At 64.4% G+C, this 15,864-nt stretch carries 16 protein-coding genes; 10 read left to right on the top strand and 6 right to left on the bottom strand.

What is annotated here, in order from left to right:
- Window position 1 precedes the first annotated feature (1 nt).
- Complete coding sequence (locus D6201_RS09695; protein WP_120048605.1) at window positions 2–1,597, top strand: cisplatin damage response ATP-dependent DNA ligase; 1,596 nt, start codon at window positions 2–4, stop codon at window positions 1,595–1,597.
- A 108-nt stretch (window positions 1,598–1,705) separates the two neighbouring features.
- Here D6201_RS09695 and D6201_RS09690 read toward each other — a convergent pair whose 3' ends face one another.
- The 4 genes from D6201_RS09690 to D6201_RS09675 are packed head-to-tail and all read right to left on the bottom strand — an operon-like array spanning window position 1,706 to window position 5,541.
- Window positions 1,706–2,275: a gamma carbonic anhydrase family protein gene (locus D6201_RS09690; RefSeq protein ID WP_422664704.1), complete on the bottom strand. Its 570-nt coding sequence runs from the start codon at window positions 2,273–2,275 to the stop codon at window positions 1,706–1,708.
- A gap of 16 nt (window positions 2,276–2,291) precedes the next feature.
- Window positions 2,292–2,879, bottom strand: coding sequence for a GNAT family N-acetyltransferase (locus D6201_RS09685; protein WP_120048603.1), 588 nt, complete (start codon window positions 2,877–2,879; stop codon window positions 2,292–2,294).
- A 1-nt stretch (window position 2,880) separates the two neighbouring features.
- Window positions 2,881–3,876: a porphobilinogen synthase gene (gene hemB, locus D6201_RS09680; protein WP_120048602.1), complete on the bottom strand. Its 996-nt coding sequence runs from the start codon at window positions 3,874–3,876 to the stop codon at window positions 2,881–2,883.
- Between the two features lie 51 nt (window positions 3,877–3,927).
- Window positions 3,928–5,541, bottom strand: coding sequence for a M23 family metallopeptidase (locus D6201_RS09675; RefSeq protein WP_242447503.1), 1,614 nt, complete (start codon window positions 5,539–5,541; stop codon window positions 3,928–3,930).
- 204 nt (window positions 5,542–5,745) lie between these two features.
- On the opposite strand from D6201_RS09675, the gene D6201_RS09670 reads away from it, so the two are divergent.
- The 7 genes from D6201_RS09670 (at window position 5,746) to D6201_RS09640 (ending at window position 11,902) form a co-directional block, all read left to right on the top strand.
- A complete protein-coding gene (locus D6201_RS09670; protein ID WP_422664703.1) occupies window positions 5,746–8,376 on the top strand; it encodes a helicase-related protein in 2,631 nt (876 codons plus the stop codon).
- Window positions 8,377–8,628: a S4 domain-containing protein gene (locus D6201_RS09665; protein WP_120048601.1), complete on the top strand. Its 252-nt coding sequence runs from the start codon at window positions 8,377–8,379 to the stop codon at window positions 8,626–8,628.
- 50 nt (window positions 8,629–8,678) lie between these two features.
- Window positions 8,679–9,017, top strand: a complete 339-nt coding sequence (fdxA, locus tag D6201_RS09660; protein WP_120048600.1) for a ferredoxin FdxA — start codon at window positions 8,679–8,681, stop codon at window positions 9,015–9,017.
- A gap of 45 nt (window positions 9,018–9,062) precedes the next feature.
- The gene (locus D6201_RS09655; protein WP_120048599.1) at window positions 9,063–9,872 is read left to right on the top strand and encodes a YihY/virulence factor BrkB family protein; all 810 of its coding nucleotides are present in this window, start codon (window positions 9,063–9,065) and stop codon (window positions 9,870–9,872) included.
- 212 nt (window positions 9,873–10,084) lie between these two features.
- Window positions 10,085–10,618, top strand: coding sequence for a CarD family transcriptional regulator (locus D6201_RS09650; protein WP_120049330.1), 534 nt, complete (start codon window positions 10,085–10,087; stop codon window positions 10,616–10,618).
- A gap of 165 nt (window positions 10,619–10,783) precedes the next feature.
- Window positions 10,784–11,497 carry a head GIN domain-containing protein gene (locus tag D6201_RS09645; protein ID WP_120048598.1) on the top strand — a complete coding sequence of 238 codons (714 nt, stop codon included), beginning with the start codon at window positions 10,784–10,786 and terminating at the stop codon, window positions 11,495–11,497.
- A 72-nt stretch (window positions 11,498–11,569) separates the two neighbouring features.
- Window positions 11,570–11,902, top strand: a complete 333-nt coding sequence (locus D6201_RS09640; protein WP_120048597.1) for a hypothetical protein — start codon at window positions 11,570–11,572, stop codon at window positions 11,900–11,902.
- Here the strand turns inward: D6201_RS09640 and D6201_RS09635 are convergent.
- Entirely contained in the window at window positions 11,884–12,840 is a 957-nt protein-coding gene (locus D6201_RS09635) for an L-threonylcarbamoyladenylate synthase (protein ID WP_120048596.1), read from the bottom strand. The two genes, D6201_RS09640 and D6201_RS09635, sit on opposite strands and share 19 nt — an antisense overlap.
- A 13-nt stretch (window positions 12,841–12,853) precedes the next feature.
- On the bottom strand, window positions 12,854–14,317 hold the full coding sequence (locus D6201_RS09630; protein WP_193725697.1) for a PQQ-dependent sugar dehydrogenase: 1,464 nt from the start codon (window positions 14,315–14,317) through the stop codon (window positions 12,854–12,856).
- Between the two features lie 62 nt (window positions 14,318–14,379).
- On the opposite strand from D6201_RS09630, the gene D6201_RS09625 reads away from it, so the two are divergent.
- Together D6201_RS09625 and D6201_RS13100 are read left to right on the top strand one after the other, a co-directional pair.
- Window positions 14,380–14,859 carry a GAF domain-containing protein gene (locus tag D6201_RS09625; RefSeq protein WP_120048595.1) on the top strand — a complete coding sequence of 160 codons (480 nt, stop codon included), beginning with the start codon at window positions 14,380–14,382 and terminating at the stop codon, window positions 14,857–14,859.
- Between the two features lie 129 nt (window positions 14,860–14,988).
- The gene (locus D6201_RS13100; protein ID WP_120048594.1) at window positions 14,989–15,861 is read left to right on the top strand and encodes a glycine zipper 2TM domain-containing protein; all 873 of its coding nucleotides are present in this window, start codon (window positions 14,989–14,991) and stop codon (window positions 15,859–15,861) included.
- Window positions 15,862–15,864: the final 3 nt, after the last annotated feature.

Raw genomic sequence — 15,864 nt, 5'->3', positions numbered from 1 at the left:
CGTGGAAGAGTTCGCCGCCCTCATCGATGCGCTCGTCTACACGCGCAGCCGCAACGAAAAGCTGCGCCTTATTGCGGAGTACCTGCAGAATACGCCCGATCCCGATCGAGGGTGGGCGATGGCGGCCCTGACCGACGGTCTCGATTTCAGCGCAGTGAAAAGCTCCACCATTCGCAACCTTCTGAAGGAGCGGGTCGATCCGGTTCTTTGGAGCCTTAGCCGCGATTTCGTCGGAGACACGGCGGAAACGGCCAGCTTCCTCTGGCCCGATCCGCTTGGCGAAGTGGCTCCGCCGCCGACGGTGGGCGAAGCGGTCGATGCGCTCTCCTGCATGACGCGCGCCAATGTGATGAGCGAGCTTCCCAGACTTCTAGATCGGCTCGATGCGTCGGGCCGCTATGCGTTGTTCAAGCTCGCGACGGGCGGGATGCGCGTGGGCGTGTCCAGCCGACTTGCCAAGGTTGCGTTCGCCAACGCTTTCGATGTCGATGTCGATCTGGTGGAGGAATACTGGCACGCGTTGGAGCCGCCCTATCAGGAGCTGTTCGCCTGGGCAGCGGACGGGGCCGATCCACCGGACACGGCCAACATGCCGCTTTTCAAGCCCTTCATGCTCGCCCACCCGCTGGAGGAGACGGTTGTCGACCTTGGGGATTACGCCGCGGAGTGGAAGTGGGACGGCATTCGCGTGCAGCTGGTCCATGTCGCGGGCGAGACGCGACTGTATTCGCGCTCGGGCGACGATATTTCCGCAACTTTCCCGGAAATGGTGCAGGCGCTGGACAGGCCAGCCGTGCTCGATGGCGAATTGCTCGTTCGCGGCACTTCGCAAGGGGGAGAGGCAGGCGGGGCGGCCAGTTTCAATGCGTTGCAGCAGCGGCTCGGACGCAAGACGGTCAGCAAGAAGATGCTGCGCGAAAGCCCCGCTTTCGTTCGGCTATACGATGTTCTGGGCGTTGAGGGTGAGGACATGCGCCCACTGGAATGGCAGCACCGCCGCACCCGGCTCGAAACACTCGTGCCGAAACTTCCGGAGACGCATTTCGACTTGTCGGAGCTCGTGGAAGCGCGAGATTTCGCGCATCTTGCCGAAATTCGGGAAGGGACACGCGAAGATGCGATCGAGGGGCTGATGCTGAAGCGGCGCGACAGCCCTTACGTGCCTGGTCGCAAGACCGGGCTGTGGTACAAGTGGAAGCGTGATCCGCTACTGGTCGATTGCGTCCTGATGTACGCCCAGCGCGGCAGCGGCAAACGCTCGAGCTTTTATTCGGATTACACATTCGGTTGCTGGAACGGCGATCCCGATGCGGGCGCGGAACTTCTGCCGGTGGGCAAGGCCTATTCGGGCTTTACCGACGAGGAACTGAAGAAGCTCGACCGACATGTCCGGCAAAACACGGTCAATCGCTTCGGCCCCGTACGCGAGACCACGCGCTCGCTCGTTTTCGAAGTCGCATTCGACAGCGTGCACGAAAGCAAGCGGCACAAGAGCGGCCTCGCCATGCGCTTCCCGCGCATCCATCGCATCCGCTGGGACAAACCGGTCCATGAAGCGGATCGTATCGAGGCGTTGCGGGCGCTCGTTCGTGATTAGGGTGTTGCCTTGCGAAACCGCATCCGCGGCTTCGTCCTCGCTAGACGCGCAGGCAAGCTGCACACGCCGCGTGGGGGTCGTTCGGCCTTGCCGGACCTGCGGTCCGGATCAGGTCGATTTCAATTCCGCCAGATGCTTCTGCGCCAGCTTGCAATAGCGTTCAGTCTGAAACTTGATCTTGGCGATCTGCGCTTCGTCCTGGGTCCGGTAATATTTCGCTGGACGGCCGATCCAGATCTCGCCTTCGCCGATCCGCTTGCCCGGACTCAGCAGCGCGCCCGCGCCGAGCATTCCCCCCTCTGCAATTCGTGCGCCGTCCATCGCGATGGCGCCCATACCAACGAAAGCGCGGTCCGCCAGCTGTGCACCGTGGACAACGGCCATGTGGCCGATTACGCAATCCTCCCCGATGATCGTCGGCTCACCCTCGGTATCCGGCCTCGGGCCCTCGACGTGAAAGACACTGCCGTCCTGCACGTTTGAGCGCGCGCCGACCTCTATGCGATGAATATCCCCGCGCAGCACGCAATTGTACCAGACGCTCGCCTCCGCGCCGATCGTCACGTCGCCGATGATCCGCGCGCCCGGCGCAATGAAAGCCGTGTCGTGGATTTGCGGAACCTTTCCCTCGAACGCCATGATCGTGGCACCGGAGTAGCGGGAAGCGAAATCGGTCACAAAAGGATCTCTCAAATTATCCATCAGCGCCTTTCCAGGCGGATGCGGCGATTGAATACACTATGTTTGGATTGAATTCGGCAGGCCAGTTCGGATCGATATAATCCAGATCTTTGCGCCGGCGCATGCCGAGCCGCTTCATGAGACCCCAGCTCGCCGCATTTCCCTCGAGTGTAAGCGCCACGATTTCATCATAGCCAAACCGTCCGAAGCCGAGATCGAGCGACGCCATGGCCGCCTCCTTGGCATAGCCGCACCCCCAGGCATCCTCGCGAAGACGCCAGCCGATTTCGGGCATGCCAGACACCGGCGAGCCATCGACATTGGCGCGTTTGAGGCCGCAGAAGCCAAGGATTTCGCCCGACAGATGTCCGCCGTCGGGCATCCGCTCAAGCGCCCAGAACGTATGCCCGTAATCGCGCGCATACCGCTCGACCCGAGCACGGGCCGCTTCACGCGTTTGCGCATTCGCTTCGCGGCCGAGCCAACGCATGACGGCAGGCGTGTTGGTCAGTCGCCAGAATTCGGGCCAGTCCTCATTGCGCCAGTCGCGCAGGACCAGGCGCGCGGTCTCGTGCCTGAAGGGTTCGGCCCCATCCGGCATCTCACCGGCTCAGCAATCGCGCCGCGACCGGCGCGTGATAGGTCAGGATTCCAGCGCTCCCCGCACGCTTGAAAGCGACCAGCTTTTCCATCAGCAGCGCATCGCGGTCTCCGGCGCCCGCCGCGGCACCGGCCTCTATCAAGGCGTATTCGCCGCTTACCTGATAGGCAAAGATCGGCACATCGAAACGCTGCCGGGCGCGCCAGATGATGTCGAGATAGGCGAGGCCCGGTTTCACCATCACGCTGTCCGCGCCTTCCGCAATATCGAGCGCGATCTCGGCCAGCGCCTCGTCGCCATTGGCCGGGTCCATCTGATAGGTGGTCTTGTCACCCTTCAGCCGGTCTCCGCTGCCCACCGCATCTCGGAAAGGGCCGTAAAATGCCGACGCGAACTTGGCGGCATAGGCCATGATCTGCGTGTTGTGGTGGCCGCCCATCTCCAGCGCCATGCGGATCGCCATTACGCGGCCGTCCATCATGTCAGACGGAGCGACGATATCGGCGCCGGCCTCGGCCTGGACGATGGCCTGGTCGACCAGCACGGCAACCGTGTCGTCATTGAGGACGTAGCCGCTTTCGTCGATCAGCCCGTCCTGCCCATGCGAGGTATAGGGGTCGAGCGCGACGTCAGTGAGAACGCCGATATCCTCGCCACACGCATCTTTCACCGCCTTGATGGCGCGGCACATCAGATTGTCGGGATTGAGCGCCTCGGCAGCGTCGTCGCTTCGGCTTTCCGATGGCGTATTCGGGAACAGCGCCACACAGGGAATGCCGAGATCGACCGCCTCGCGGGCGCGTTTCGCGATGTTTTCGACCGACCAGCGCGAAACGCCCGGCAAGCTGGCAACGGGCTCTTCGATAACCTGTCCGTCTGTCACGAACAGCGGCCAGATCAGATCGGCGGGCGTCAGCACGGTCTCGCGCAGCATCGCGCGGCTCCAGCCGTGCGCGCGCATGCGCCGCATCCGCGTGTTGGGAAAACTCCTGCTCATGGCGCGAAGTCCTGCCGCAAAAGCGAGGAGCGGGCAACGCCTCCGCAGGCGTCAGTTCACCTTCCGCCGATTTTCGAGCCGGTCGATCTCACGCTGCGGAGCGTCGGTGAGCGATGGATCGGGCGCGAGATCGGCAAGCGCGGCGCCCGCCTCGACGCGTTGCAGGCGAACCAGCTGCTCGCGGAAGTTCGCCAGCTGCTGCCCCGAAAGCTGCGCGCGGGTGACGTAACGGACGCTTAGCGGATCGATCTTCCGGCCATTGCGATACATCTCGTAATGGAGGTGCGGTCCGGTCGAGAGGCCTGTCGAGCCGACATACCCGATCACCTGCCCGCGCCGAACGCTCTGGCCGTTGCGCACGGCGATGCGGCTCATATGCGCATATCCGGTGCCAAGGCCGCCCGCGTGACGCAGGCGAACGAAATTGCCGTAGCCGCCATTGCGTCCCGAGAAAGTGACCGTGCCATCCGTCGCCGCATAGATCGGCGTGCCGCTGCGGCCACGGAAGTCGACGCCCGAATGCATGCGGCGATAGCCGAGGACGGGGTGGCGACGCATGCCGAAGCGCGAACTGATCGAACCCGGCACCGGCGAGACGAGCCCTTCGCGCATCGCGCCTTCGCCCGCCGCATCGTAGAAGCGGCCTTCACGCCCGAACCGCATAAGCTGCTTTTTCGGCCGTCCGTCGCGGATGATCGCAGCATAAAGCAGGTCGCCCACCTCGACTTCGCCCGTGGCCGCGCGGCGATAATCGACGATCATGTCGAATTCGTCGCCCGCGCTCACTTCGCGGCTCATGTCGAGTTCGCGGCCTATCGTGCGCAGAAATTCCTGCACCGCGCTCGGCGGCGCGCCAACGGCCCGGGCGGAGCGGTAGAGGCTCGGGCCGACCGTCCCGCGCACCCTAAGTGGTGTCGAATCGACCATGATCGGGCGGGGATCCAGCACCAGGCGATCGCCCTTCCGTTCGACCGCCAATTGCAGATCGAAACGCGCGCGGAAGGACAACGCGTCCAATGGGCGCGGCGTATCGGCTGCAGCGCGGCGGCCAAGCGTGATGTCGACCTGCGTGCCGGGCTCGATATCGTCGAGATCGATGGCTGAGCCGACCATACCGGCGATGGCGCGGGCTTCGTCTTCGCCGACACCGGCACGCCGCAACATGCGGTCGAAACCGTCTCCCTGGGTCAGGGTCGCGACCAGATCGAGACGAGGGCGTTCGGGGGCGCGTTCGAGCTCCGAGACAGCAACGGTCGAGCCCATGCGGCGGCCGCTATCCGCTCCGAGCGCGAGCGGCATGATCATCTGACTGCGGAATTCGTCGCGCACCGAATCGTCGATCCGCATGGCAGGCGCAGCCTCCACCGGAGAGAAGCCGGGCCAGGCAGCGAGCGCCACCGCAGAAAGGCCGATCAGCGTCGCTACGCCGCGCAGCCATTGGCGCGAACCGATGTCTCGGCCAAGGTCAGGCGCAAAGTCGAATGCGGCCAGCCGCGCAGAAGTTCGGGCGTGCCATTCGCCGTAGCGGTCAGACAGGGGAGTGACGCGCGCAATGCGGCGCGATGAACCGGTCGGCTCGTCGATGGCCTGGTCGAGCGTCAGCTGGGCGGGCGGGTAATCACCCTCCAGCCTGATCTCGCCATCGCTGTCACGATCCTTGAGCAAACGCGCCCTCCTTGCGTGCGCGTGAAGCAGCTCCTTTCGCGAAGGAGCGTCACGACCCAATCCCGGTCTGCGTAATTGCCCGCAAACCTGCAATCACAAAGTAAATTTGCCCTTAACGGCGGCCAGTTGAGTCCACCGTGCGACGAGGCGTTTGCGTGCTGCAACGGTTGCGCGCGCTATCTGCAATCGCCATGCAGGAGTCCCGTGACTTTTCCGCCATCCGATAGCCGCATTCGCGCCGTTCTCGGCCCGACCAATACCGGCAAGACCCATCTCGCGATCGAGCGGATGTGCGGCCATTCTTCCGGCGCGATCGGGTTTCCGCTGCGGCTGCTTGCGCGCGAGGTCTATGACAAGGTCTGCGCAATGAAGGGCGAGGCAGCCTGTGCGCTGATTACCGGCGAAGAGCGGATCGAGCCGCCGAATGCGCGCTATTTCCTCTGCACGGCCGAGGCCATGCCGCGCGATGGCGGGGGACATGCCTTTGTCGCGCTGGACGAGGCCCAGATCGCGGCGGACCGGGAGCGCGGACATATCTTCACCGATCGGCTGCTGAATGCACGCGGTCGGGAAGAGACGATGCTGCTCGGCTCGGCCACGCTGGAGCCGATGGTTCGCGCGCTTGTGCCGGACGCCAGCGTGGAGGAGCGCCCGCGCTTCTCCGTCCTGACCCATACCGGTTCGGCGAAGCTCAGCCGCCTGCCGCCGCGCAGCGCCATCGTCGCCTTCTCGGTGGAGCAGGTCTACCAGGTCGCCGAACTGCTGCGACGTTTCCGCGGCGGTGCTGCGGTGGTGATGGGCGCGCTCAGTCCACAGACGCGCAATCGCCAGGTCGAACTCTTCCAGTCGGGGGAGGTCGATTACATCGTCGCCACCGACGCCATCGGCATGGGCCTCAATCTCGATGTTCGCCACGTCGCCTTCGCATCGCTGTCAAAGTTCGACGGCGTGCGACAGCGCCGATTGCGCCCGGCCGAAATGGCGCAGATCGCCGGGCGCGCCGGTCGGCACCAGACCGACGGAAGCTTCGGCACGATGGCCGGTGGCGGCAGGCGGGGCGGCGCACCCATCGAGTTTACCGAGGACGAAGTCTTCGCCATCGAGCAGCATCGCTTTGCGCCGCTTACCAAGCTTTATTGGCGCAATCCGGAGCCGCGCTTCGACAGCCTCGAACGCCTGATCGCCGATCTCGAAATGCGCCCGCGCGAGGAACAGCTGAAGGCCGCGCCCCAGGCCATAGATCTTGCGGTGCTGAAACGGCTGCACGAGCTCGGCGAAGCGACCAAGGGCATCGACAATCCCGGCCTGGTGAGACGGTTCTGGGAAACGTGCCAGCTGCCCGACTTCCGCCAGCACGGCCCCGAAGCGCATGCGCGTTTCGTCGCGCGGCTCTGGTCCGATCTTCGCGGCGGCCATATCGGAGCGGACTTCGTCGCCGCGCGCATCGGCGAACTGCGCAATACGTCCGGCGATATCGACACGTTGCAGGGTCGCCTCGCCGGCATTCGCAGCTGGGCGTATATCTGTCAGCGGCCCGACTGGGTACTGGCGCGCGACGAAATGGCCGCCCGCGCCCGCGCTGCAGAGGCCAAGCTGTCGGACGCGCTGCATCAGAAACTGACAGAGCGTTTCGTGAATCGCCGCACCGCTGTATTGATGCGCGGCATGGGAAAGGATGCAGGACTCTTGCGCGTCAAACTGGAAGACGATGACCGCGTGACGGTCGAAGGCCAACCGATCGGCCATCTCGAAGGCTTTCGGTTCGTGGTGGACGACACGGCAAGCAATGAGGATCGCAAGCTGATGCTGGCTGCGGCGGAAAAGCACATGCCCGCTCTGCTCGCGGCCAAGGCGCAGAAGCTTGTGGCTGACGAGCTGGGCGATCAGGTGATCGCCAAAGGCGCACTGATGCGCGGCGATCAGAAGGTCGCCGATCTGGAGCGCGGGAAGTCGGTTCTCTCCCCGCGTATCGCGATGTCGAAGGATCTTGGCGCGCTCGATCCGGTTCACCGGTCCAGGCTCGAGGAAGGCTTGCAAGTGTGGCTGGCTGAAAAGCTTGCTCCGCTCGCGCCGCTCAAGGCGATCGAAGATGCAGCGGGCGATCCCGAAGCGGGCAGCGAAGTGCGCGCGTTGCTTCTGACGCTGGTAGACCGCAACGGCACGGTGCGGCGGGAAGAAGCAGGCCTCGCGCATGTCCCGAAGGAAAAGCGTCCCTTCCTGCGCAAGCTCGGCGTCTTTATCGGATCGCTCGACGTCTTTGTCCCCGCTCTGCTCAAGCCCGGGCCGCGCCTGCTGCTGAAAGCGCTCGGCATAGACCGTCGACCTGTGCGCGAAAGCATGGAAGCTGTGATCGAGGGCGGAAAGCAGCTGCCCGCAGGATATCGCCGTGCGGGCAAGCAGGCGATCAGAGTGGACATGGCTGAGAAACTATTCCGGGCCGCGCATGAGCAGCGCGTCAAGGCGCAGGCAGCAGGCGACAAGGGTGCGCTCGGTTTTCCCGTCACCGCGGCGCTGGGCACGAGCATGGGCCTTTCGCCCGACAATTTCCGCAGCCTGATGAAGGATGCAGGTTTTCGCCAAGGTCAGCCGGTCGAGCTGGCGCAGGGCGCCTACGGCCCACCGCGACCGACCCCATGGACATGGCGCGCGCCGCGACGCGACAGCATGAAACCGCGCGGGAAGCGTCCTCCGCGTTCCGGTGGTAAAGCGAGGGGGCAAGGCAAGCCGCGTCGCGAGGATGGCTCTCGCGACAAGCGTTCGACCCAGCGGCCCGCCGCCAACCAGCCGGCCACCGGCAAGGCGCTCGCCGGTCTTGCGGACCTTCTGAAGAACTGAATGCGGCTCGACCTGCTGCTCTGCCGCCTGCGCTTTGCGAAAAGCCGCGCGGTGGCGCAGCGCTGGATCGGTGAAGGGCATATCCGTTGCAATGGTGAGCGGGTGGTCCGGATCGATCGCCCGATCACCGCAGGCGACGTACTGACGCTGCCGATAGGACGCGGCGTGCGCGTAATCGCCATCGAAACCCTGCCTGAGCGGCGCGGCCCCGCTGGCGAAGCGCAGGCGCATTACCGCGTGCTTGACGCTTAGCGCGCAATCGGCATAGCGGGAGCGAGCAACCGGAAAGGATACGCCGCACCATGACCTACGTCGTCACCGACGCCTGCATCAAATGCAAATATACGGACTGCGTCGAGGTCTGCCCGGTCGACTGCTTCTACGAAGGCGAGAACATGCTCGTCATCAATCCGTCGGAATGCATCGATTGCGGCGTGTGCGAGCCGGAATGCCCGGCCGAAGCGATCCTGCCGGACACCGAGGACGGTCAGGAAAAATGGCTGGAGCTCAACACGAAGTATTCCGCCGAATGGCCGAATATCACCGAGAAGAAAGATCCGCCCGCCGATGCCGATGAGCATAAGGGCGAGGACGGCAAGTTCGACAAGTACTTCTCCGGCGAGCCCGGCGAAGGCGACTGATCCGCAATTGCGGAACGCTCTACCGCCCCGCGCGCTTAGGCGGGGATGACATTTTCCAGATTGAAACAGGGATTTGCGCGCTTCGGCGAGCACAATGGCGGTGTGCTTGCGGCGGGCGTTGCCTATTACGCCTTTCTCGCAATGGTGCCGCTGCTTGCGGCGGCCGTGCTGAGCTATGGCATTTTTGCCGATCCGCAGATGGTGGCGAATAATATCGCGGCGATGGCGCAAAGCCTTCCGCAATCCGCCGCCGAACTGATCGGCAAGCAGCTGGAAGCCGTGGTGGAGAGCTCGGGCAGCGCCAAGGGTTTCGGCCTCCTGCTCGCCTTAGGACTGGCACTGTTCGGCGCGCGCAATGCGGCGGGGGCTCTTGTCACGGCCGTTTCCGAAGCGTTCGAAGACAGCGAACAGCGAAGCTTCCTGCGGGGAAATCTGGTCGCGCTGGCGGTGACCCTCGCGGGCGTCGTCGGGGTTGGCCTGGTTGCAGGCGCGCTGACGGTGACATCCGCGATCACCGCATTGCTGCCGGGGCTGTCCGGCGGCGCGTACTGGATCGGGCAGGCAGCGACATATACCGTGCTTGCGGCTTCGGGAACACTGGCGGCCGGGATCCTTTACCGGCGCGGGCCGAAAGGGATCCATGCCAGTTGGAGGCGCGTGCTGCCGGGGGCAATTCTCGCTAGCGTCGGCTTCGTGCTGCTTACCGCCGCTTTCGGATTCTACGTCGCCAATTTCGGCAGCTACAACGCGACCTACGGCTCGCTCGGCGCGGTGATCGTCCTCCTGACGTGGCTGTATCTGGTCGCTTATGTCCTTATCTTCGGTGCCGAAGTCGCGGCAGCAGGCAGCCGCTGAGCTGCGACCCGTGCGGCGCTGCGGCAAACACTGGAATTTATGACCCGAATCTGTTATATCCGTTCGCAACTGCACGCCCCTGCGTGGGCGGCAGGCGGATAGGAAGGCAGGCCCCGCTCCAGCAACAGGACCGAAATTCGACCGCTTCGCCCTTCGGCGGACGGCCTTCGGTCATCTGGTATCCGGCGCTGCCGAAGAAAGGAATGCTGTTTATGGCCGCTAATGCGACCGCTTTCGAAGTCGGCGATTACGTCGTCTACCCCAAGCACGGTGTTGGCCGTGTGATCGAACTGCAGAACGAAGAAATCGCCGGCATGCAGCTGGAGCTGTATGTCCTGCGTTTCGAGAAGGAGCGCATGACGCTCCGTGTGCCGACCAACAAGGTCGAAAGCATCGGAATGCGCAAGCTTTCCAGCGACAAGACGCTGAAGGAAGCGATGGAAACGCTGAAGGGCAAGCCCAAGGTAAAGCGCACGATGTGGTCTCGCCGCGCCCAGGAATATGAAGCGAAGATCAATTCCGGCGAAATCGTGCTGATCGCCGAGGTGACGCGGGATCTCTTCCGTCCGGAAGACCAGCCCGAGCAGAGCTATTCCGAACGGCAGATCTTCGAGGCCGCCTCCAGCCGCCTTGCCCGCGAACTGGCGGCGATGGAGAAGACGGACGAGCCGACCGCACTCGAGAAGATTCTCGACGTGCTGAAGGAACACGCGCCGCAATATTACGAGAATAACGACGACGCCTGACGCTATCCCGCGAGGGGCAGATAAAGGACAGCAAAGGGCCGCTCACGCGCAGTGAGCGGCCCTTTTTTGTGCGATTCGACCAAAGGTGTGTCCACTCGACAGACGGCTTTGCCAATCGTCTCGCCAGCGTGTATTGCTGTTGCAACACACACTGGGAGCACGCTCATGAAAATTGCCACAATCGCCACCTCCATCCTTGCCGCAACTGCGCTGAGCGCCTGCGGGATGAGTTACAGTAACGGCACGGCAGACGGCGTTCCGCTGGCAGAGCTGGATACGAATGGCGCCGCGCCTTCGCATATTGGCCTTTCCGGCCCGGACAATGTCGTCATCATGGACGGCGCGCAATTCGCTGTCGATGTCGATGGGCCCGCCGATGTCGTTGATGGCCTTCGCTTCGATCGCAGCGGGGACCGGCTCACGATCGGGCGCGGCGGCAGTAATCTTTCCATGGGCGATCGTGCGACGGTAACGATCACCATGCCCGCCCCGTCCGGCCTCTCTCTGAGCGGATCGGGCGAAATCATCACCCAGGCACTGGCAAGCGACGCATCCATCGCGAGCTCGGGTTCGGGAACGGTCACCGCGGAGAATATCGATGTCGATGCGCTCGATATCCGTGTCTCCGGCAGCGGCACGATTGTTGCGGGCGGATCGGCACGAGACCTGACCGTCGCCATTTCAGGTTCGTCCGATCTCGAAATGGACAATCTCGAAGTCGAGGATGCCGATATCCGCATTTCCGGTTCCGGCGATGTCGCCTTCGCGTCGGACGGCCGGGTGAGCGCCAGCATCTCCGGCTCGGGCGATGTCCGCGTCAACGGCGATGCCGAGTGCGAGGAAAGCATCGCTGGCTCCGGCAGCCTCACCTGCGGCTGATTTCCTTCGGCTTAATCCGAAAGCAAGACTGACGGATGCATGCTATGGGCGGATCGAAGGAGACCGCCCGGCATGCCGCGCAAGCCTCTTCTGCTCATTGCCCCTCTGCTCGCCACTGCGCTGAGCGGCTGTGTCGTGCGTACTGCGGTGGACGTGGTCGCCGCGCCTGTGCGCGTCGCGAGCAAGGTGGTCGACTGGACTACGACGAGCCAGGACGAGGCCGACCGCGCGCGAGGCCGGGAAATCCGGCGGCGGGAGGAGCGGCTCGGCGAATTGCAGCGCGACCTGGTGCGGCGGGAGGACGATTGCCTGGAAGGTGACGACCGCGCGTGTCGCAGGGCCGTCGCCACCCGCCGAGAGATCGAAATCCTGCTGCCGACAATCCCTTACGAAAGAGACGACTGATCGGCCGCGGCGCGGCGCAGCCTGTCATCGATCGCCTGCCCGATGCCACCCGAAGGAATTGGCGCGACCGCTATGCGCGGCCGAGCCGACGCGGCGGCTATGTGGAGACATTCGTATAGCCGTGCTGCCGCTTGGGCGAGATCGCCACCCGGCGACAGACTGGTCTCCCCGGCCACGTCGCCGAAACCGATCATATACTCGTCGCTTGCCGGGTCGAGAACGTCCAGCCGAAGCGGCTTTCCGGGCGAGTAATGTGTGGCGAGCTGGCCGGGCGCCTCGACAGTTGCGCCGCGCGACTTTTCCTGCGGGCCTAACTCCTTCGTCAATACCTCGACATCGATCGGTCCGGGACGCAGAAATTCCCACGTGCCATCCGCTCGCAGCGCCACGATGCTCGATTCCACCCCGTCCCGACATGCGCCGCCATCGAGGACTGGGGGCGCATCCTCACCGAAGGAGGCCGACACATGCTCGGCACGCGTAGGGCTTAGCCGATTGCTGCGATTGGCCGAGGGGGCGGCCACGGGCATATTCGCCGCCTTAAGCACTTGGCGTGCGACAGGATGCTCAGGCATGCGCAGCGCGACTGTCGGCAGCGCGGCGGTAACCGCCTTTGCCAGCGCAGCATCTTTGCGCAAAGGCAGCACCAGTGTCAGCGGGCCGGGCCAGAAACGCTTCGCAAGGGCCCTCGCGCGTGCGTCGAAATGCGCAAGTCGCTCCGCCATTTCATGCGATGCGACATGCACGATAAGCGGATTGAAATCAGGACGGCCTTTCAGCCGGTATATCGACGCAACCGCATCGGCATCGTCTGCCCGCGCGGCGAGGCCGTACACCGTCTCCGTCGGCAGCGCGACGAGCGATCCCTCGCCAAGCAGGCGGGCCGCAAGCGCTATTCCCTCGGCATCCGGCTGGAGCACTCGCGGCACATCCATCATCGCGCGGCCAGCGTCACATAATGTCTTCGGGTCGGATCGCACCCTCTTCGAAAGCGCGCCGCGGATCGCCGCGAAGCTGGCGCTGCGGTCGCAGGCGCTCTCCGCTGTTGCGCTCGATCGCGGCCGAGCCTTCCGCACCCGGTGCCAGCACACGCCAGATGATGCCGGCGGTATCATCACTTACCAGCAATGCGCCGGTCGCGTCCCACTCGACCCATGTCGGACGACCGAACGTCTCGCCCTCGCCGGTCAGGAAGCTCTGCAGAACCTGTTTGGGCTTGCCCACCGGATTGCCGCGCCCGTCGAATTCGACGAACACCACATCGTATCCCGCCGCGGGGGAACGATTCCACGATCCGTGCCGGGCAATGAACGCGCCCTGCCCGAAGGCGTCGCCCATTCTCGCGCCCTCCTGGCTAAAGACCATGCCCAGCGGCGCGGTGTGCGCGCCCAGCGCATATTCGGGCGTTCGCGTATATTCGATAAGGAAGCGCGGCCTCGGTGCCTCGACCCGCTCATCGATCACGTCGTTGTAATACACCCACGGCCAGCCATAATGCGCGCCGAGCGGCACGTTCGTCATGTAATCGGGCACGAGATCGCTGCCGAGCATGTCGCGCTCATTGACCGTGGTCCAGAGCTCGCCCGTCCACGGGTTCCAGTCGAGACCGTTAGGATTGCGCAGGCCCTGCGCGAACAGCCGCGCTTCCCCGGTTTCGAGGTTAAGCTGGTGCACGGCGGCGCGCGCCTCCTCGATATCCATTCCGCCTTCGCCGATATTCGACGCCGAACCGACCGCGACGAACAATCGCGTGCCATCCTCCGACAGGATCAGATTGCGCATCCAGTGATTGCCCGCCGGGGGGAGATCGGCAATCTTTTCCGGCTCGCCCTCAATGGCATCGTCTCCCAATGCGTAGGCGAATTGCAGGATCTCGTCGTGATTGGCGATGTAGAGCGTGCCGTCGTTCCAGGCGATGCCGGACGGCGAATCGAGGTCCGCCTCACGCAACACGCGCTGAACATCCGCACGGCCATCCTCGTCCGTATCGCGCAGCAGGACGAGCTGGTTCGCAGAGGGATCGCCCGCGCCCGCTTCGTCGAACAGAAGCCCGGCGACGAAATTGGTGAGCCAGCCGCCGGCCAGTTCGCGTTCGGGAGCATTGGTCAGCGTAACCAGCACATCGCCATTGGGCAGCGTGTAGACCACGCGCGGATGATCAAGCCCCTCGGCAAAGCGATTGACGACAAGGCCTTCCGCCGCCTGCGGTGCGCCATCCGCGCCCCAGCCGACGGGGCTGGCGATTTCGACCGTGGGGATCAGCTGCTCGTCCGGCTGCGCGAGCACAGGATCCGTACCGCTGGTATCGGCCAGCGAGTATTCCGCCGGGTCCGGCCGGGACAGCCACCAGAGCACGAGTGCGGCCAATGTGACTAGGACGACGATGCCGATAAGGATTTTCTTGAGCAAGGACATGGCTCGCAGATAAGCGAGCGCGCGGCTTGCGGCAATCGTTTCAGCCATTAGATGCTGCGCGGATGTTCGATTTCGCACCCGCTCCCGGCGCTTCCAAGGCGCAAACTTACGACGCCCTCATCGAGGCGGCCGATGCGCTGACGCAGGGCGAACCGGATAGGGTGGCCAACATGGCCAATGTCGCCGCGCTGCTTGGTGAATTCCTGCCGGACTGCAACTGGACCGGCTTCTATCGCCTGGTGGACGGAGAACTGGTGCTCGGCCCGTTCGTCGGGCGACCCGCCTGCATCCGCATTCCGATCGGCGTCGGCGTGTGCGGGGCGGCGGCGAAGGGCGAGACGCAGCTGGTGGAAGACGTGCACGCCTTTTCCGGTCACATTGCATGCGACGCCCGTAGCCGGTCCGAGCTGGTCGTCCCGGTGGTCCGCGGCGGAAACGTCGTTGCGGTCATCGATCTGGACAGCCCGGACCTGGCACGTTTCGACGCGGAGGACCGTGCCGGGATCGAGCGGCTCGCCGCCATCCTCAGCGAGCGCATCTGATCGCCGCAAGGCACGTGTTGCCCCGTAACGGGACAATCATCGGGCCACGTTTGGATTTTCGCGACTTGCGACGGTAAATGCGGAGTAAATGGGCAATTCGCGCCCGTTCCGTATGAGGGAAACCCCGCAATGCCGCATCGCCCTATCGTCAATCTCGCCGCCAGCTTATCCCTCGCCAGCATCGCGCTCGCCGCGCCGGCAACGGCGCAGGACCATGCGATCGAGCCCGTCGACACGCGCTACGATGGCGTCTGGCAGGGTGATTGGCAGGACGCGAATACGTGGCAGGGTGAGTGGACCGGCACCTACACAGACGCGGAAGGCCGCACGGTGGATGCCGTCTACGAGGGCACTTTCATCGGCGAACATCGCTTCGTCAGCGATGAGGGCCATGTTCTCACGCATGATGGCGAGTATTGGCGGCAGCATCATGCGGGCAGTGGCTATACACGTCCCGCCCTCGCCTATGGTCCGCGAGAGCGCGCGCAGTGGCTGGCGGACTGCCAGTATCTGATGGCCGATGGCGGCGGATATTATCGCGACACCGATTACGAGCGCGGACCCGATGGCGCAGTGATTGGCGGACTGCTCGGCGCGGTCGCCGGCGGTGTGGCGGGCAATCGTATCGCAGATGGCGACAGGCTGCTGGGCACCGTTGTCGGTGCCGGTCTGGGTGGCCTTGCCGGAGCAGCGATCGGCGAGGTGGTCGATGGCGAGGACGACTACCGCGGCGTGGATCGCAACGCCTTGTGGGCCGCGCGTTACTGCGACGCCTATCTGCGCCGGTACGAGATGGGTGGCGGCGTCGGCTTCGCTCGACACGTGGCCGCTGCGCCTGCTTATCCGGCAGACATGCGAATTCGCCGCCAATCATGCGACGATTGCCGTGAGATCGTCATTGAGGAAGTTATCGAAGAGATCGCCGAAGCGCCCGAGCCCGCACCGCAGATCCGCGCCCGCCGCGTGATCCAGCCGCGCGGCAAGCGCCAAACCGCCGACTGACCT

This window comes from Aurantiacibacter aquimixticola, assembly GCF_003605475.1.
GTDB classification, from domain to species: Bacteria; Pseudomonadota; Alphaproteobacteria; order Sphingomonadales; family Sphingomonadaceae; genus Alteraurantiacibacter; species Alteraurantiacibacter aquimixticola_B.
This window is presented reverse-complemented; position numbering and strand designations above follow the sequence as displayed.